Origin of the sequence: Sphingomonas endophytica, assembly GCF_001476895.1 — a bacterium.
GTDB classification, from domain to species: domain Bacteria; phylum Pseudomonadota; class Alphaproteobacteria; order Sphingomonadales; family Sphingomonadaceae; genus Sphingomonas; species Sphingomonas endophytica_A.
In genome coordinates this window covers 12,321-29,666 of record NZ_LDTB01000058.1, presented here as the reverse complement: position 1 = coordinate 29,666, position 17,346 = coordinate 12,321, and the positions used below count along the sequence as shown (strand labels likewise).

The following is a 17,346-nucleotide window of genomic DNA, read 5'->3' as shown; positions in this document are numbered from 1 at the left end:
CGACCGGCAGCTTTCTGCCGCCGGTCGCGTAAAAACTGCCGCCGTAAACCACCCCTTTACGCACCTGTCGCTACCGTCCTGCTCATCGACGGCCGCCGGGCCGCGACTTGCGGTCAAATCGGAGGACATGAGCGTGACCATGGCATTGGACAAACGCTCGGCCACGTGCGCCGAGACGATCTTGCGCATGGTCGGGACCGATGGCACCGCCGCCGCGCCGCACGCCCGCGCCTTGATGCAATCGTCCGCGTCGCTGCGCGACATTGCCGATGCGGTTCATGCGCTCTGCGTGATCCACGGCGCGTTTCCGGGCATCGTGGACCGCGCCTGCACCGGCACGCTCGATCCGGGCGCCCGCGACTGGCTGGAGCAGGCCGCCACCACGATGAGCGCGGAGCGCGCATTGCTGGTCCGCCTGACCGCCGCCGCCGGCCCCCTGCCCTCCACCCCCGGCCAGGCCGCGTCGCAGGCCGCGATCCTGGGACAGCGGCACGCGCTGGAGATGCTGGCGCAGTCCGATCGCGCCGGCTGCGCGGCGGGCACCGCGTTGGCATTCGTGCTCGACTGGGCCGCCGTGCGCGGCGTGCTGGACGGCTGCGCGGCGCGCATGGCGCTGCCCGCCGACGCGCCATTTTCGGAAGCGGCGACGGAGGCGATCGCGGTGCTTCGCGCGATCGTCGCGACGCCATCTGTCGAACGCGCGATGGCGTTCGGCGCGCAGCAGATGCTGGCCCAGCATCGCGGGCTGTGGCAGTTGCTGGAGGCGCGCGCCGCGGCCCGCGCCGGCTGACGCACGACGCTTGCCTCGCGGCCATCGCCGCCGCTATCCGTACCCGGTATTCGATAACGGGTGGATGGCGGAATGCAGCGGTTCGAGGGCACGCAGGATTATGTCGCGACCGACGACCTGAAAGTCGCGGTCAACGCCGCCGTCACCTTGCGCCGTCCGTTGCTGGTGAAGGGCGAACCGGGCACCGGAAAGACGGTCCTGGCGCATCAGATCGCCCGCGCCGCCGGCACCGAGCTGATCGAGTGGAACGTCAAATCGACGACCAAGGCGCAGCAGGGGCTGTATGAATATGACGCCGTCGCGCGGCTGCGCGACGGTCAGCTCGGCGATCCGCGCGTTCACGACATCGCCAATTACATCCGGCGCGGCAAATTGTGGGACGCCTTCACCCGCGCGCGGTCGCCAGTGCTGCTGATCGACGAGATCGACAAGGCCGATATCGAATTCCCCAACGATCTGCTCCAGGAGCTCGATCGGATGGAATTCCACGTCTACGAAACCGGCGAGACGGTGCGCGCCGAACAGCGCCCGATCGTCGTCATCACTTCCAACAACGAAAAGGAACTGCCCGACGCGTTCCTGCGCCGCTGCTTCTTCCATTATATCCGCTTTCCGGATCGTGAGACGATGCAGGCGATCGTCGACGTTCACTTCCCCGGCATCCAGAAGCTGCTGGTAAACCGTGCCATGGACATCTTCTACGAGGTGCGCGAGGTGCCAGGCCTCAAGAAGAAGCCCTCGACCAGCGAACTGCTCGACTGGCTGAAGCTGCTGCTGCACGAGGACATGCCGCCGGAGGTGTTGCAGAACCGCGACCCGACCAAGGCGATTCCGCCCCTGCACGGTGCGCTGCTGAAGAACGAGCAGGACGTGATGCTGTTCGAGCGGCTGGCGTTCATGGCGCGGCGCGGCCCGCGCGCCTGAGCGCATGTTCCTCGCCTTCCTCGACGCGTTGCGCGCCGCCGGCATCCCCGTGGGGATGAAGGAGCATCTCATCCTGCTCGACGCGCTCCGCGCCGAGGTGATCGACCGGACGCCGGAGCAATTCTACCATCTGTCTCGCGCGATCTACATCAAGGACGAGGCGCTGTTCGATCGCTTCGATCAGGTGTTCGCACAGGTGTTCAAGGGGCTGGAAACCTCCTTCGAGGATGGGCGCGCGGCGATCCCGGAGGAATGGCTGAAGGCGGTCGCGCAACGTTACCTGACCCCGGAGGAAATGGCGACGGTCGAAACGCCCGGATCGTGGGACGCGCTGATGGACACGCTCCGGCAACGACTGGAGGAGCAGCACGGCCGGCATCAGGGCGGATCGAAGTGGATCGGTACCGGCGGCACCAGCCCGTTCGGCAACAGCGGCTACAATCCGGAGGGTGTGCGGATCGGCGGCGAGTCCGTGCATCGCCGCGCGGTGAAGGTCTGGGACCAGCGCGTCTTCCGCGATCTCGACAACAGCCGTGAACTGGGCACGCGCAACATCAAGGTCGCGCTGCGCCGCCTGCGTCGCTTCGCGCGCGAGGGCGCGGCGGACGAGCTGGATGTCGATGCGACGATCGCCGGCACGGCGCGGCGCGGCTGGCTCGACGTCGCGATGCGGCCGGAGCGGCGCAATGCCGTCAAGCTGTTGCTGTTTCTCGATGTCGGCGGGTCGATGGATCCGCATATCCGGCTGTGCGAGGAACTGTTCTCCGCCGCGACCGCCGAATTCCGCAACCAAGAATTCTTCTACTTCCACAATTGCCCCTATGAGGGCGTGTGGAAGGACAATCGTCGCCGGTTTCAGGAGCGGACGCCGTTATGGGACGTGCTCCACCGCTATGGCCACGACTATAAGCTGCTGCTGGTCGGCGATGCCGCGATGAGCCCCTATGAGATCAGCCATGCCGGCGGATCGGTCGAACATATGAACGAGGAAGCCGGCGCGGTGTGGATGCGCCGCCTGACCGCCACCTATCCGGCGGCGGCCTGGCTCAACCCGCTGCCCGTCGTGCAATGGGGCTACACGGCCTCCATCGCGATGATGCGCGAGTTGATGGGCGACCGCATGTATCCGCTGACGCTCGACGGGATCGATGCCGCGATGCGCGAACTGACGCGCAAGCGCTGATCGTCAGCGCGGCGGGGCGATCGTGATCCGCGCGGCCGCGTCCAGCCCGCCCTGGTGCGCGGGGCAACGGGCGTAGCGGAAGCGCTTGTCGGTGCAGAGCCACACTTCGTCCAGCGCGCCGGCTCGCGTGCCCGTGACGCGCATCATGTCGGCGCGCAGCCCGGGATTTGCCGCCGCGATCGCCTGCGCCAGCGTCCCCGCCGTCAGCGGCGACCGTGACAGCCGCGCCATGTCGGGGAAGCGCAGCGCGCGGAACATCGCGGTCGATCGCGCGAAATAGCGGTCCGGCGTGTAGCCGGCCATGCAGGTACCGTGCTTCGACCATTCGTGCTGCAACAATTGCGCCGAGGGGGTCGAACACAGGTTGCGGCGGATCACCCGCCGCGACAGCAGCGGCGTCGCACGGCAATATTGCGGCCAGTCCTTGCCCACGCCATCCGGCCACAGTCCGTGCAGCACGAAGCCGAAGCGATTGTCCGATCCGCATTGGAAGCGCGCCGACCCGCTGTCGCCGCGCGTGCGGCAGAATTCGGGGCTCCAGCTGATCGCCAGCGTATAGCTGCCGATCGGCAGGCGGCGCACGGGCTGGCTGGCAGAGGGCAGCTCGGGATGCGGGCGCGGAATCGTCGCCGGGATCGCGCAGGACAGCGCCTGCGCCATCGCCGTAGCCGGCATGACCAGCGCCAGCGCGCTCATCGCCAACGTCAGCATCTTGGTCATCGATCCTCTCCGTCCAGCGCAACGGCCTCGCCGAACCACGATTGCGCATCCGGCCGAAACAATTGGATCGTCGCGACGATCCCCAGTGTAAGAATGATCAGCGACAGCAACAGCGCGAGGACCGGCACCGATCCGCGCAGAACCACGGTCACGTTGACCAGAAAGCGCAGCGTCGCCAGTCCGGTCAGCACCGTCACCGCCCATTTGGCGGCCAGGCTGGCGCGGCGGGCGACCAGATACCACAGCCCCAGCGTAATCGCGCTGCTGACCAGAAGGGCCGCGGGCAGCAACCATCCGAACGGCGCCGTCGTGGCATTCACCGCCAGCCGGTCCGCCGTGCCCTGCCAGCTCACCGCCCAGCCGATCAGCCCGACCAGGAACGAGGCGAGGTACAGCCGCTCGAACCGCACGATCGACGGGGGCCGCGTGCCAGCCGCGAAGAAGGTGCGAACCTGCGCCGCGATGCCCCCCTTGGCGGCCGCGGGCGCTCCCGACTTCTTGCGCTTACGCGATCCGTTCATGCCACCGCTCCGGTCATATGCTGGCGAAATCCAGCCCGATGTCGGCGGCCGGCGCGGACTGGGTGATGCGCCCGACGCTGACGTAATCCACGCCCGTGCGCGCGATCGCGCCGATCGTCTCCAGCGTGACGCCGCCGGACGCCTCGGTCGGGACGCGCCCCGCGACGATCGCCACCGCCTCGCCAAGTATTGCGGGCGCCATGTTGTCAAGCAGCAGGTGGGTCGCGCCGGCCGCCAGCGCCGGTGTGATCTGGTCGATGCGGTCGACCTCGACGATGATCGTCGCTATGCCCGCCGCCTTGGCCAGCGCTGCTGCCGGCCCGACCCCGCCCGCGACCGCGACGTGATTGTCCTTGATCATCGCCGCGTCCCACAATCCCATGCGATGGTTCTTCGCACCGCCGGTCCGCGTCGCATATTTCTCCAGCCGGCGCAGTCCCGGGATCGTCTTGCGCGTATCCAGCAGGGTCGCGCCGCTGCCCGCGATCGCATCGACATAGGCGGCGGTCAGCGTGGCGATTCCGGACAGATGCTGGACGGTATTGAGCGCGGACCGTTCCGCGGTCAGCAGCGCCCGCGCCTGCCCCGTAATCCGCATCAGCGTCGTGCCCGCGGCGACGCGGTCGCCATCCGCCACCAGCGTCTCGACCTGCGCCGCCGGGTCGAGGTGGCGGAAGAACGCCTCCGCCAGCGGGAGGCCGCAGACGGTGATCGCGTCGCGGCTGTCCATGACCGCGACGAACCGCGCGGTCTCCGGGATCACCGCGGCCGATGTCACGTCGCCGCCGTCCCCCAGATCCTCCGCCAGCGTCGCCGTCACGAACGCGTCGGTATCGAAACCGTCCAGCACGAACGTCATGGCAGCCGCTCGTCGGGCTGGACGCCCCACAGCCGGTCGGTCTGCACGAACCCGGCCTGACCCTTCACATCGAACCGGCACCAACCGTTGCCGCACCGGCTGACACGCCCCACGACGCCTGGCTGCGCCCGCCACACGATCGTCGGGCCACCCGGCCGGTCGCGCAGTTCGGCCGGCTCGGTCCCGCGCACGATCGCGGTACGCCGCGTGCTGATCAGCGCGTTGAGCATCCAGCCCTGCGTGCCGTCGGGATCCTCCACCCGGCGCCATTCCTTAAACGCCTCCAGCACCCGTACCGGCAGGTCGGCACGGACATAGATCCAGCTGGCCGGGAAGTTGCGCCCCGGCCCGGTGCGCATCCGCGCACGCGACGCCGCGATCGAGCCGAGGAACGGCGGCTTCGGCTGCTCGGTCGCCGCCTCCGCCACCGGAGCGGCGAGCAGCGCCAGACCGGCCGCCGCCGCCGCGATCGAGAAATTGCCCCTGTTCACCCCCGCCCTCTAGCCGCGCTTCGCCCGTGGCATCAACCGTTGACGCACGCGCGGCCATCCGCCAATCCCCCATTATGGCCGATACGCGACGCTGCGCCCATCCGAAGGTGATCGTCACGCGCGCGCTGCCCGACGTGACGATGCGGCGGCTGCACGAATTGTTCGACGTGCGCGGCAATGCCGACGATACGCCGATGACGCGCGCGCACCTCGCCGCGGCGATGGCCGAGGGCGACGTGCTGGTGCCCGCCGTCACCGACGTGATCGACGCCGCGTTGATCGACGGCGCGGGCGATCGATTGCGGCTGATCGCCAATTTCGGCGCCGGCGTGAACCATATCGATCTGAAGGCGGCCCGCGCGCGGCGGATCATCGTCACCAACACCCCCGGCGTCCTGACCGAGGATACCGCCGACATGACGATGGCGCTGATCCTGTCGGTGCCGCGCCGGCTGGCGGAGGGGGAGAAGCTCGTCCGGTCGGGCGAGTGGAAGGGGTGGAGCCCCGGCGGAATGCTCGGCTATCGCATCGGCGGCAAGGCGCTGGGAATCGTCGGCATGGGTCGAATCGGTCAGGCGGTGGCGCGTCGCGCGCGCGCCTTCGGGCTATCGATCCACTATCACAATCGCCACCGGCTGCCGAAGGTCGTGGAGGCGGAACTCAACGCCGCCTGGCACCCGAATCTTGACGAGATGCTCGGCGCGATCGACATATTGACGATCCACACGCCGCTGAACGCCGACAGCCGCGACCTGATCGACGCGCGGCGGATCGCCCTGCTGCGCGCGCATGTGTTCGTCATCAACGCCAGTCGTGGCGGCATCCTCGACGAGGACGCGCTGGTCGATGCGCTGGAGGGCGGACGGCTGGCCGGCGCCGGTCTCGACGTGTGGCGCCATGAACCGGAGATCGACCCGCGCCTGCTGGCACTCTCCAATGTCGTGATGACCCCGCACATGGGATCGGCGACATGGGAGGGGCGCGTCGCATCGGGCGAGAAGGTGATCGCCAATATCCGCATGTGGGCCGACGGGCATCGCCCGCCCGATCAAGTGCTGGAGGGCTGGGCCTGACGCTGTCGCCGCTGCGTGACGAAACATGTCCGCGCGGAACCTGTGGGAGCGGCCGGCATTGGGTCGGCATCCCTCAGCACAGGAACAACATCATGAAAAAGATCGCAATGTCCGCCCTGCTCGCCACCGCCGCCGTGTCGATGTCGGCGTGTTCGACGTTGCGCGGCGCGGCGATCGGCGGCGCGGGCGGCGCCGGCGTCGCGGCTGCGACGGGCGGCAGTGTCGAGAAGGGCGCGGCGGTCGGCGGCGTCGGTGGCGCGGTGGTCGGCACCGTCGTCGACTGACACGCGACACCATCGCGACTATCACGACGGCGCGTCACCGACGACGGGTGGCGCGCCGTTTCATGTCGGGGAGTAAGGATGATCGGGATGTTGGCGGCAGCGGCGGTAATGGTGGCCTGCCCGGCGGTCCACGATGGCACGCCGCTGCAAGGCGTCGCGATCTTCGACGGCGCTGTGTCGGACAATGCCATTCTCGCCCCCGACACGACGCGACGCGACACGAGCGGCACGGTACAGACGTGGCGGGTCGAGGGCGTATATCGCGACGGGCGCACGCTCCACCTGCGCTGCGACTATGCCGGGCGTTCGTCGGTGACGCTGGCCGTGCCGCACCCGGTCCGCCTATGCCGCATGACATGGCGTGGGCCGCGCCGGCACCTCGCCTGCGCTTGATGGCGCGGGCGCCGGTCACCTGGAGTCCGATCCAGCAGGGCGGGATCGGGGCGATGACCGTCATTCGACCTGACCGGCAACGACTCTAATCGAGCAGGTCCGCCCGATCCAAATCCTTCGCCCGCCCGAACGACCGCAGGATCGCCGCCAGCTCAACGCGCTCCGGCACGTATACGGCGCCCAGCGCGACGCGCGTCGCCGGACGCACCACCCGCCACCCACCGCCCAGGAACACCTCTAGGTCGCCCATCACCTCGACCGGCATCGCGCCACCCTCAAGGCGTGCGAATGGCGCGGAGCGGAAGCGATCGCTCGCGCCGCCGATCGTCACCGTCCCCTGCCACCCGTCCAACACCATCGCCGCGTCGCGCGCGCTGACCAGCAGGTCGATATCCGCTACTGACGTCACGGCGCCGTGCAGGCGCACCGCCGCGCTGCCGATCACCCACCAAGGATCCCGCGCCGGCCGCAGCGCCGCCGCGACCTGCGTCAGCGCGGCGCCCAGCATCAGTCGCCGGTCAGGATGCGATCGACCAGTTGCTTGACGGTCGGCACGAAGCCGTTCGAGTAGAACGGATCGCGCTTGAAGTTGTACGCCGCATGGCCGGCGAACATCAGGTTGGCGTCGGTATCGCCGCCGTGCGCGATGTCCTGCAGCGTCTTCTGGATGCAGAAGCTGCGCGGATCGGCCAGCCGTCCGGTCGAATTCGTTTCGGTATCCGCCCAACTCGAGAACAGGCACTGGCTGAGGCAGCCCATGCAATCGGCCTGATCCTTGCGGATCTCGCCCTTTTCCTGCGGGGTCACGAACACCAACGTATTGTCGGGCGTCTTCAGCGCATCGGTGAAACCGGCGCCAAACCATTCGCGCGCGCGCAGCAGGTCGCCGCGTGTCACCCAGAAGTTCTTGCCCTTCACGCCGACGTCGAGCTGGAAGACATGATCGCCGGCTTCCTGCCTCGAAAAGGCGATCTGCCGCTCCGACCGCGCCTCCAGCGCGCGCAGGAACGGATTGCGCACCGCCGACGAATAGAAGCCGGTCGGAGAGAAGCGATGCAGCAGCACCTCGCCTTCCTCGATCTGCGTCAGCTTCGCCTTCCACTCCTCAGGGATCGGGCTTTCCTGCGTCAGCAGCGGGCGCGTGCCGTACTGAAAGGCGATCTGCCCCAGTTCCGGATTGTCGATCCACTCGTTCCAGTCGCGCAAGTACCAGACGCCGCCCGCCATCACGATCGGCGTCGTGTCCGGTATGCCGCCCTCGCGCATCGTCTCGCGCAGCGCCTTGACGCGCGGATACGGATCCTCGGGCTTCAGCGGGTCTTCGGCGTTCGACAGGCCGTTGTGCCCGCCGGCCAGCCACGGATCCTCGTACACGACCGCCGCCAGCCACTCGCTCGCCTTGGAATAGGCGCGCTTCCATAGCGCGCGAAACGCGCGGCCCGAACTGACGATCGGCAGATAGTTGACGTTGTACGACGCCGCGATCTCGCTCAGCTTGTACGGCATCCCCGCGCCGCAGGTGACGCCTGCCACCATGCCGCGCGTCCGTTCCAGCACGCCATGCAGCACGCGTGGCGCGCCGCCCATTTCCCAGAGGACGTTGATGTTGATCGCGCCCTTGCCGCCCGCGATCTCCCAGGCGCGCTGCACCTGCTGCACCGCGCCCTCGATCGCATAGGCGATCAGTTCCTCGTGCCGGTCACGTCGCGTCAGCGCGCGATAGATCTGCGGAATGATCTTGCCGTCGGGATCGTAACTGTCGGCATTGACCGCCGACACGGTGCCGATCCCGCCGGCGGCGGCCCATGCGCCGGCCGATGCATGATTGGTGGCGGCAACCCCTTTGCCTCCTTCCACCAGCGGCCAGACTTCGCGGCCCGCGTACACGATCGGCTTCAGCCCCTTGAACACGCCATTTCCCACTACACGAATGATGGAACGGCCTCATATAAAGCAATCGGGCCGCAACGCGACCAAAATGCGACTCAACCCAACGAACCCGGCCGCCCCGCGGCATCGGCGTACAGCCGCGCGGAGCGCTCGATCATCGTCGCCGCGTCATGCCCGGCGGCCGCGCGGTACCGATTGGCGGCACCGATCCGGGCCCGCAGCGCCGCATCGACCGCCAGCACCTGGATCGCGTCGCGCACCTGCACCTCGCCGGCATGCGCGGCCAGACAGGCGTGATTGTCGGGCGACAACATCGCCGCCGCCGCGCTGCCGTCCAGCGCGACGACCGGCAGCCCCGCCGCCATCGCCTCGACCACGATCGGCGGCGCGCCCAGCGTCATCGGCAGCAACAACAGGTCGAACCCGCCCAGATAGCGCGACGGCGGCGCCACGGCGCCGGGCAGCACCAGCCGGTCGTCGATCCCCATCGCCAGCGCGGCGCGCTCGATGTCGGCACGCGCCGGCCCGTCGCCGACCACCACCAGCCGGAACCGCCCGGCAAGGCCAGCGACCGCGCGCACCAGCAGCGCGACATTGTCGCGCCCCGACAGGTCGGCGACGATCCCGATCACCGTCTCGCGCGCGGTGCGGCGGAACGACGCGATCAGCTTCGGGTCCGGGCCGCCACCCTGGCCGGACAGCTCCACGCCGTCCGGGATCACTTGGACGTGCGCCACCGGCACCTTCCAACGCGTGACCGCGATCCGCGCCGCCGCGTCGCCGGTCACGACCAGCCCGGCGGCGGCAGGCAGCGCGATACGTCGATACAGCCGCGCGCCGAGCGGTTCGCCCGCGCAGGGATCCTCGTGGTGGATGATCGGCGGCGTGTCACGCGCGAACGCTCGCCGCGCCATCACCGCATCGATCGCGCCGGCGCCATAGCTCAGCACCAGGTCATGGCCGCGCATCGCGCGCGCGATCCGTTCGTAACGCGCGACCGACACGCCACCGGCCAGCGGTGGCGGATCCTGCGCGATCGTCGCGCGAACGCCGGCGGGCAGCGGGTCGTGTTCTTCGGCGGCGATCGTGTGCCGCGCGCGCGCCGCGAAGGCATCGATCAGCCGGACCACACGCCGGCTCCACCCGTCCGCATCCTCGGGGGCGAAGCGGGGCAGGACATGCAGGATCGACAGCGGCTGTGACATAGCGGCCACATAGCTCCTCAAATGCTGCCGTGCACCACGATATCCGCTTTCCCTTACGCAACCCGGGCGTCAGATCGCCGTTAGTCACGCCGACTAACAGGAGAACCTATCATGAAGCTCGCTTCGTTCGTCGCGGCCGCCGCCGCCATGACCCTTTCCGCCGCCCCCGCGCTCGCGGCACCGGTCGCCAATCCCGCCGCGTCGCTGTCGGTCGCCAAGTCGGCGCGCGCCGCGACCGCCACGCAGGGCAAGAGCAAGCTTGCCGCCCCGGGCGCGATCGTCGGCCTGGTGCTGGCGGCGGCCGTCGTCGCTGGCGGCGTGATCATCGCGGTCGACGACAACAATTCGGACAGCAACTGATGTTGCCGGCTGGTGTCGCACCCGCGACACCAGCCCTGTCGCCAAAGGGACGCGTTCAACCGAGCGCGGCCTTCGGTATATGTGTGATCCGGCACGCCAGATCGGCCTCGCCGCTCGCCACGATCCAGTGCGCGCCGCCGTCGGCGATCCCGGTCGTAAAGACCACGTCGTTGACGTACATCAACTCCTCCAGCGGCCGGCACAACGCGGGCGAAGGATTGAGGAGCGGCGTATCGCTCGTGGCCAGCGCCTTCGACGGATCGTCGCGATCCAAGAGCGTCCAGTAAGTGCGGTAGATGCCCACCACCCCGGACGGCTCCACACCATGCCACAGCGACAGCCATCCCTGCTGTCCGTGCACCTCCGCCAGTACCGGCGGCGCGCCGCCGCCCATCCGCGCGGTCGCCATCGTCTTGGCATGCGGACGGATGCCCGGCCGGTCGTACGGTTTCCAGTGCAGCGCATCGGGTGAGGTCGCCAGATTGATCGACGGCCCCGCGCGCCATTCCGCCTCAGGCGGATAGGCGAAATACAGGTCGCCCAGCGGCCGCGTCTGCGCCCAGAACTTGCCCGCGACCTTCCCCTCGAAGATCAGCATGTCCTTGTTCTGGTGATCGAGGACGATCCCCTCCAGCGTCCAGTCGAGCGCATCGTCGCTGGTGTAGAGCGTGGTCGAATGTCGCTCCGGGCTGACCGAACAGGTCGTCATGTAATAGCGTCCGTCGACGTGGCTGATCCGCGCATCCTCGACACCGTAACATTGGTAGCTGGTGCGCGGCGCGATCGCGCGGTCGTAATGGACAGCCACCACCGTCTTGCCCTCGGCATCCAGCTCGACCGGCAGCAGCCATGACAGCGAGGTCAGCGCCATCACCTTCCACCCGCCGCCGCGCATCATGAACTTGCGCGGATCGGACGTGTCGACCAGCGACAGCGGCCAGGCGTCCAGCTTGTATTCGCCCTCGTCCCAGCGGATCGCATGAATTTGCTGATCGCGGATCGGGTGACGCAGCGCCTCCGCAACCCGCACCATCATCAGCAGATTGCCATTGGGCAACCGCGTCATCCCCGGATTGAACGCCCCCAGCACATAGGTCTCGGCATCGATCCGCCCGGCGAGCGGAGAGCGCGACAGATCGACGTCATGCGGCGTGAAGACCAGCGCATCATAGGAGAAGTCCGCCATCATTCCTCCTCCTGCACGCGCGGGCTGATCGTCAGCCGCTGGATCACCGTGCGGCGCGGTTGCGTCAGCAGATACTGGACGCCGACCGCAATGTCCTCGGCGCGCAGCATCTGTCCGCCCTCGATCATCTCGCGCTGCTGGTCGGGCTGGATGTCGGGCAATTGCATGTCCGATCCGGTCAGCCCCGGCTCGACCAGCGCCACGCGGATATCCTTGTTGCCCAGTTCGCGCCGCAGCGCGATCGAGAAGCCCTGCAACCCGTGCTTGATCCCCGCATAGACGGTCGAATGCGGCCCCAGCGCATAGGCGCTGGTCGAGCCGATCATCACGATATCGCCCCCCGCCCCCATGTCGGCAGCGGCCCGGTGCGCCATTAACAGATAGTGCGTGAAGTTGAGCGCGATCGCGTGGCGCACGCCCGCCTCGTCCATCTCGGTCAGCCCCTCGGCGGCCTCTGCGGCATTGGCGACCACCACGTCATATCCGCCCAGCGCCGCAAGCCCCGCGTTGAGGAACGCCGCAACATTATCGGGCTCCGACAGGTCGAACAGCGCGCCCTCGCCCTCCCCGACCGCGCGGATATCGCGGAGCGCCTCGTCCAGATGCGCCTGCTCCGTTCCGCCGATGAAGACCCGCGCGCCCTCCTGCGCCAGCAACCGCGCGATCGCGCGACCGATGCCGGTCGTCCCGCCGCTGATGATCGCGCGCCGTCCGGCCAGCGGCAGCACCTGGGTATGGGCATCGCTCATGATCGTCGACCTCACCTGTTTCGTGCGAGGCCCATGAGCGATCCAGTCAGGCCGCCGGTTCCGCGACCCGCGCCAGCAACCGCCGGATCGACGACAGGACCTCCGGCTCGTCCAGCATCGGCGCGTGCCCGACACGCGGCACTGTCACCAGATCGCCCTCCGGCAGCGCGGCCACCATCCGCTCCGCGACCGAGGCCGACAGGATATCGCTCAGGCCTCCACGCACCACCAGCACCGGCACGGCGGCCAGCCCCGCCAGCGCGCGCCACATGTCCGGCCCCGCCTCGCCGCCGGGCAGGCGGAACGGCTCGGCGATCTTCATGTCGTAATCCAGCACGATCCGCCCCGACGAACTCAGCCGGTACAGCCGCTTGGCCATCGCCAGCCATTGCTCGATCGTCCAGTCGGGATAGGCGGCGGCATTGTTCTCCTGCACCCCGCGCGCGGCATGCATCCACGTCGGGAAGTTGCTCGACTTGCCGACATAGCCGCGAATCCGCGCCAGCCCCGCCGCCTCGATCTCCGGGCCGACGTCGTTCAGCACCGCGCCCGCGATCCGCCCCGGCACCATCCCCGCCAGCAACATCGTCACGATCCCGCCCAGCGAGGTGCCGATGCTGACGAACCGCGCGATCTTCTGCTCGGTCAACAGCGCGACGACGTCCTGCGCGTACGTGAGCGGGACGTAGGTCATCGGGTCCTTGGCATAGGCGCTGTCGCCACGCCCGCGAAACTCGACCGCGATCACCCGCCGCCCGGGCGAGAGCGCGCGCGCCAGATCGGCGAAGTCGCGCGCGTTCCGCGTCAGCCCCGGCAGGCAGATGACCGGCGGCGCATCGTCGGCACCGGGGTAATCGCGCGCATGGAGCCGCAGGCCATCCGCCGACCACCAATAGATGTCCTGATATTCCGCCATCGCTTGCGCCTTCCGTCGACCAGCCCCCATATCGCGGGATGCCCTTTTCCCCGCAAGCATATCGCCCCGAGCGTTCGATCACCGCGCTTGGCGAGCCCTTCTACGATGCGGTCGCCCCCGCGCGTTTCCCGCAGACGCGGCTGCGTTTCCGCAACGACCGCGTCGCGGCGCAGGTCGGACTCGACGCGCTGACCGACGACGAATGGGTGGCGCATTTCGGTCGGCTGGAACCGCTGCCCGGCTCGCTCGAACAGCCGCTGGCGCTGCGTTACCACGGGCATCAGTTCCGCGTGTACAATCCCGACATCGGCGACGGGCGCGGCTTCACCTTCGCACAGCTCCGCGACGCGTCCGGCCGCTTGATGGACCTCGGCACCAAGGGGTCGGGCCAGACGCCGTGGAGCCGCTTCGGCGACGGGCGCCTCACGCTGAAGGGCGGCGTGCGCGAGGTGCTCGCGACCGAAATGCTGGAGGCGCTGAACGTGCCGACCTCGCGCAGCTTCTCGCTGATCGAAACCGGCGAGGAACTGGAACGCAACGACGAACCCTCGCCGACGCGCGGCAGCGTGCTGGTGCGGCTCAGCCATTCGCATATCCGCATCGGCACCTTCCAGCGGCTCGCCTACCACCGCGACGAGGAGGCGATGCGCCGCCTCGTGGGTTATGTCCTGCGTGAATTGTATGGCGAGGACAGCGACGATCCCGTTCGGCTGCTGGATCTGGTCGTCACACGCACCGCGACGCTGGCGGCGCGCTACATGGCGGCCGGGTTCGTCCATGGCGTCCTCAACAGCGACAATATCAACGTCACCGGGGAGAGCTTCGACTATGGCCCGTGGCGGTTCGCACCCGTCTGGGACCCGGCATTCGTCGCCGCCTATTTCGACCACGCCGGGCTCTACGCCTTCGGTCGCCAGCCCGAGGCGATCCTGTGGGATGTGATGCAGCTCGCCGGCTCGCTGCGGCTGCTCGCCGAATCCGAACCGCTGATCGCCGCGCTCGATCGCTTCGCCGAACTCTACCAGCCCGCCATCGCGGAAGCGGTGCTCTGGCGGCTGGGGCGCACGCCGCGCGGCGCGGGAGAGGATCGCGCCACGGTGCAGGCGGTCGAGCGCGCCTTGCGGGCGACCGGCATCGGCATCGACCGCTTTTTCTTCGATGCCTTCGCGCAGGATCTGCCCGCCGGCTACGGCGAGGACTGGGCGGAGGTGCGCGCCGCCCTCGCTGGCTATGCACCCCGCCGCGCGCGCGATCACGGCTATTGGCAGGGCGAACCCTGCGCGATGCTGATCGATGAGGTGGAGGCGATCTGGGCGCCCATCGCCGCCTCCGACGACTGGCGCACTTTCCATACCAAGGTCGATGCGATCCGGGCCATGGGCGAAGCGATGGCATGACGATCCCCCTTCCGCTTGCCGCAAACTCCCGGCAAAGACGGCGGCATGGCTGAGCTGATCTCATTCGAACCCGCGACCGGTGCCGAGCTTTGGCGCAGCGCGACCAGCGATGTGGACGCGGAGGTCGCCGCCGCGCGTGCGGGCTTCGTCCCCTGGGCCGCCAAGTCGCTGGCGTTCCGGATCGAGACGATGCGCCGCTTCGCCAACATCGTGCGCCAGCGCGCCGACGCCTTCGCCGACCTGATCGCGCGCGAAACCGGCAAGCCGTTATGGGAGGCGCGCACCGAGGTCGACACCGTCATCGGCAAGGTTGATATCTCCGTCACCGCTTATGCGGAGCGGACGGCGCAGCGGCGGATGGACGCGCCGATGAACACGCGCATGGCGCTTCGGCACAAGCCGCATGGCGTTCTGGCGGTGCTGGGGCCGTACAATTTCCCCGCGCATCTGCCCAACGGCCATATCGTCCCGGCGCTGATCGCCGGCAATGCGATCGTCTTCAAGCCGTCGGAAAAGACCCCGGCGACCGGCGCTTTCCTGGTCGATTGCTACCGGGCGGCGGGCGTGCCGGAGGAAACGGTCCGGCTGGTGATCGGCGGACCCGACGAAGGGCGCGCGCTTGCCGCGCACGACGATATCGACGGCCTGCTGTTCACCGGCTCGGCGCGCACCGGCATCGCGCTCAACCGCGCCTTCGCCGAAAAGCCCGAGAAAATCCTCGCACTGGAAATGGGCGGCAACAACCCGGTCGTGGTGTGGGACGCGCCCGATCTCCACGCCGCCGCCGTGCTGGTCGTCCAGTCTGCCTTCACCACCGCCGGCCAGCGTTGCACCGCCGCGCGCCGGCTGATCGTGCAGGAGTCGCTTGCCGCACCGTTGCTGACCGAACTGGAGCAACTGACCCGCCGCCTGATCGTGGGGGCGCCGCACGACGATCCGCAACCGTTCATGGGGCCGGTGATCGATCAGGACACGGCCGAGGGCCTGACCGAAAGTTTCCTGGCGCTGATGATGAAGGGCGGCCGACCGATCCGTCACATGGCGCAGCCGGTCCCCGGCCGCCCCTTCGTCACCCCCGGCATCATCGACGTCACCGACGTCGCGGAGCGCCCCGATATCGAACTGTTCGGCCCGTTGTTGCAGGTCGTCCGCACCGACGATTTCGACGCCGCGATCGCGGAGGCGAACAACACCCGCTACGGCCTGTCGGCCTCGCTGATCAGCCAGACGCCGGCGCTGTTCGACCGCTTCTGGGCCGGCGCGCGCGCGGGCATCGTCAACTGGAACCGCCCGACCAACGGCGCGTCCTCGTCGGCGCCGTTCGGCGGAATCGGCTGGTCGGGCAATCACCGCCCCAGCGCCTATTACGCCGCCGATTACTGCGCCTATCCGGTCGTCTCCAACGAGGCGGACGCGGCACGCGCCACGATCGGCATCGGCCTGGCCGACGCCTGACCCCTGTTCACAAGGACGTTACGATGGCCACCGGACTGGTCGCACTGCTCGACGATATCGCCGGCCTGACCCGGCTGGCGGCGGCGTCGCTCGACGACGTGGGCGCCGCCGCGACCAAGGCGGGCACGAAGGCGGCGGGCGTGGTCATCGACGACACCGCCGTCACCCCGCGCTACGTCGTCGGCCTGTCGCCCAAGCGCGAACTGCCGATCATCGGCAAGATCGCGCTCGGCTCGATCCGCAACAAGCTGCTGTTCCTGCTTCCCGCCGCGCTGATCCTCAGCGCGGTCGCGCCCTGGGCGCTGCCGCCGCTGCTGATGCTCGGCGGCGCTTTCCTCTGCTTCGAGGGCGCGGAGAAGGTGATTGAGGCGCTGTCCGGCGGGCATGGCGAAGACGTGGACGAAATCGTCACCGATCCGGTCGCGCTGGAGAAGCAGAAGGTCGCCGGCGCCATCCGCACCGACTTCATCCTGTCGGCGGAGATCATGGTGATCGCGCTGCGCGAGGTTGCTGACCAGCCCCTGCTGACGCAGGCGGTGACGCTGGCGCTCGTCGCGCTGGCGATCACCGCGGGCGTGTACGGCGTGGTCGCGCTGATCGTGAAGGCGGATGACGTCGGCCTCTATCTCGCGCGGCGTTCGTCAGCGGTGGCGCAGGCGATCGGACGCGGACTGGTGAAGGGCGTGCCGGTGCTGATGAGCGCGCTGGCGATTATCGGCACGGCGGCGATGATCTGGGTCGGCGGCGGGCTGCTGCTGCACAGCGGGGAGGAGATCGGGCTGACCGCGCCCGCGCATCTCGTCCACGATCTGGCGGAGGGTGCCGGCGGCGGCGCGATCGGCTGGGTCGTCACCGCCGCGCTGTCGGGCGTGCTGGGGCTGATCGTCGGCGGCGTGATCGCGCTGGTCATGCACAAGGTCCACGCCGCGCGGCACTGACCGCACCCGCAA

20 protein-coding genes are annotated in these 17,346 nt (G+C 68.8%); 10 read left to right on the top strand and 10 right to left on the bottom strand.

Annotation, left to right across the window (positions count from 1 at the left end):
- Positions 1 to 139: 139 nt before the first annotated feature.
- The 3 genes from NS334_RS13400 to NS334_RS13390 all read left to right on the top strand — a co-directional run bounded on the left by NS334_RS13400 (position 140) and on the right by NS334_RS13390 (position 2,897).
- Positions 140 to 790, top strand: a complete 651-nt coding sequence (locus NS334_RS13400; RefSeq protein ID WP_241491950.1) for a DUF6975 family protein — start codon at positions 140 to 142, stop codon at positions 788 to 790.
- Between the two features lie 72 nt (positions 791 to 862).
- Positions 863 to 1,714, top strand: coding sequence for an AAA family ATPase (locus NS334_RS13395; RefSeq protein WP_058756460.1), 852 nt, complete (start codon positions 863 to 865; stop codon positions 1,712 to 1,714).
- A 4-nt stretch (positions 1,715 to 1,718) separates the two neighbouring features.
- A complete protein-coding gene (locus tag NS334_RS13390) occupies positions 1,719 to 2,897 on the top strand; it encodes a vWA domain-containing protein (RefSeq protein WP_058756459.1) in 1,179 nt (392 codons plus the stop codon).
- Between the two features lie 3 nt (positions 2,898 to 2,900).
- On the opposite strand, the gene NS334_RS13385 is transcribed toward NS334_RS13390, so the two are convergent.
- Genes NS334_RS13385 through NS334_RS13370 form a run of 4 tightly spaced genes read right to left on the bottom strand, consistent with a single transcriptional unit; the run spans position 2,901 to position 5,488 of the window.
- Positions 2,901 to 3,608 (bottom strand): ribonuclease T2 family protein, encoded by a 708-nt coding sequence (locus NS334_RS13385; RefSeq protein WP_058756481.1) that lies wholly within the window; start codon positions 3,606 to 3,608, stop codon positions 2,901 to 2,903.
- A gap of 5 nt (positions 3,609 to 3,613) precedes the next feature.
- Positions 3,614 to 4,138: a hypothetical protein gene (locus tag NS334_RS13380; RefSeq protein ID WP_058756458.1), complete on the bottom strand. Its 525-nt coding sequence runs from the start codon at positions 4,136 to 4,138 to the stop codon at positions 3,614 to 3,616.
- Between the two features lie 13 nt (positions 4,139 to 4,151).
- Positions 4,152 to 4,997 carry a carboxylating nicotinate-nucleotide diphosphorylase gene (nadC, locus tag NS334_RS13375; RefSeq protein WP_058756457.1) on the bottom strand — a complete coding sequence of 282 codons (846 nt, stop codon included), beginning with the start codon at positions 4,995 to 4,997 and terminating at the stop codon, positions 4,152 to 4,154.
- The gene (locus tag NS334_RS13370; protein WP_083500473.1) at positions 4,994 to 5,488 is read right to left on the bottom strand and encodes an SH3 domain-containing protein; all 495 of its coding nucleotides are present in this window, start codon (positions 5,486 to 5,488) and stop codon (positions 4,994 to 4,996) included. Before NS334_RS13370 ends, nadC begins: the two co-directional genes overlap by 4 nt.
- A gap of 74 nt (positions 5,489 to 5,562) precedes the next feature.
- Between NS334_RS13370 and NS334_RS13365 the strand changes: the two genes are divergently transcribed.
- From NS334_RS13365 to NS334_RS13355, 3 genes are all read left to right on the top strand, one after another.
- On the top strand, positions 5,563 to 6,561 hold the full coding sequence (locus tag NS334_RS13365) for a 2-hydroxyacid dehydrogenase (protein ID WP_058756456.1): 999 nt from the start codon (positions 5,563 to 5,565) through the stop codon (positions 6,559 to 6,561).
- A 92-nt stretch (positions 6,562 to 6,653) separates the two neighbouring features.
- On the top strand, positions 6,654 to 6,845 hold the full coding sequence (locus tag NS334_RS13360; protein ID WP_058756455.1) for a hypothetical protein: 192 nt from the start codon (positions 6,654 to 6,656) through the stop codon (positions 6,843 to 6,845).
- 78 nt (positions 6,846 to 6,923) lie between these two features.
- Positions 6,924 to 7,238 carry an STY0301 family protein gene (locus NS334_RS13355; protein WP_058756454.1) on the top strand — a complete coding sequence of 105 codons (315 nt, stop codon included), beginning with the start codon at positions 6,924 to 6,926 and terminating at the stop codon, positions 7,236 to 7,238.
- An 85-nt stretch (positions 7,239 to 7,323) separates the two neighbouring features.
- Here NS334_RS13355 and NS334_RS13350 read toward each other — a convergent pair whose 3' ends face one another.
- From NS334_RS13350 to NS334_RS13340, 3 genes are all read right to left on the bottom strand, one after another.
- Positions 7,324 to 7,746, bottom strand: coding sequence for a hypothetical protein (locus NS334_RS13350; protein WP_058756453.1), 423 nt, complete (start codon positions 7,744 to 7,746; stop codon positions 7,324 to 7,326).
- On the bottom strand, positions 7,746 to 9,149 hold the full coding sequence (locus NS334_RS13345; protein ID WP_058756479.1) for an NAD(P)H-dependent flavin oxidoreductase: 1,404 nt from the start codon (positions 9,147 to 9,149) through the stop codon (positions 7,746 to 7,748). The genes NS334_RS13350 and NS334_RS13345 overlap by 1 nt, the downstream gene beginning before the upstream one ends.
- A 74-nt stretch (positions 9,150 to 9,223) precedes the next feature.
- The gene (locus NS334_RS13340; RefSeq protein ID WP_058756452.1) at positions 9,224 to 10,333 is read right to left on the bottom strand and encodes a glycosyltransferase family 4 protein; all 1,110 of its coding nucleotides are present in this window, start codon (positions 10,331 to 10,333) and stop codon (positions 9,224 to 9,226) included.
- A gap of 111 nt (positions 10,334 to 10,444) precedes the next feature.
- Here NS334_RS13340 and NS334_RS13335 point away from each other — a divergent pair, with 111 nt between their 5' ends.
- Positions 10,445 to 10,693 (top strand): hypothetical protein, encoded by a 249-nt coding sequence (locus tag NS334_RS13335; RefSeq protein ID WP_058756451.1) that lies wholly within the window; start codon positions 10,445 to 10,447, stop codon positions 10,691 to 10,693.
- A 55-nt stretch (positions 10,694 to 10,748) separates the two neighbouring features.
- On the opposite strand, the gene NS334_RS13330 is transcribed toward NS334_RS13335, so the two are convergent.
- Genes NS334_RS13330 through NS334_RS13320 form a run of 3 tightly spaced genes read right to left on the bottom strand, consistent with a single transcriptional unit; the run spans position 10,749 to position 13,544 of the window.
- Positions 10,749 to 11,882, bottom strand: coding sequence for a glycosidase (locus NS334_RS13330; protein ID WP_428835057.1), 1,134 nt, complete (start codon positions 11,880 to 11,882; stop codon positions 10,749 to 10,751).
- Complete coding sequence (locus NS334_RS13325) at positions 11,879 to 12,628, bottom strand: SDR family oxidoreductase (protein ID WP_058756478.1); 750 nt, start codon at positions 12,626 to 12,628, stop codon at positions 11,879 to 11,881. Before NS334_RS13325 ends, NS334_RS13330 begins: the two co-directional genes overlap by 4 nt.
- Positions 12,629 to 12,674: 46 nt before the next feature.
- Positions 12,675 to 13,544, bottom strand: coding sequence for an alpha/beta fold hydrolase (locus tag NS334_RS13320; RefSeq protein WP_058756449.1), 870 nt, complete (start codon positions 13,542 to 13,544; stop codon positions 12,675 to 12,677).
- Between the two features lie 38 nt (positions 13,545 to 13,582).
- On the opposite strand from NS334_RS13320, the gene NS334_RS13315 reads away from it, so the two are divergent.
- Genes NS334_RS13315 through NS334_RS13305 form a run of 3 tightly spaced genes read left to right on the top strand, consistent with a single transcriptional unit; the run spans position 13,583 to position 17,334 of the window.
- Positions 13,583 to 14,941, top strand: a complete 1,359-nt coding sequence (locus NS334_RS13315; RefSeq protein WP_058756448.1) for a protein adenylyltransferase SelO family protein — start codon at positions 13,583 to 13,585, stop codon at positions 14,939 to 14,941.
- Positions 14,942 to 14,986: 45 nt separating this feature from the next.
- Complete coding sequence (astD, locus tag NS334_RS13310) at positions 14,987 to 16,396, top strand: succinylglutamate-semialdehyde dehydrogenase (RefSeq protein ID WP_058756447.1); 1,410 nt, start codon at positions 14,987 to 14,989, stop codon at positions 16,394 to 16,396.
- A gap of 23 nt (positions 16,397 to 16,419) precedes the next feature.
- The gene (locus NS334_RS13305; RefSeq protein ID WP_058756446.1) at positions 16,420 to 17,334 is read left to right on the top strand and encodes a DUF808 domain-containing protein; all 915 of its coding nucleotides are present in this window, start codon (positions 16,420 to 16,422) and stop codon (positions 17,332 to 17,334) included.
- Positions 17,335 to 17,346 lie beyond the last annotated feature (12 nt).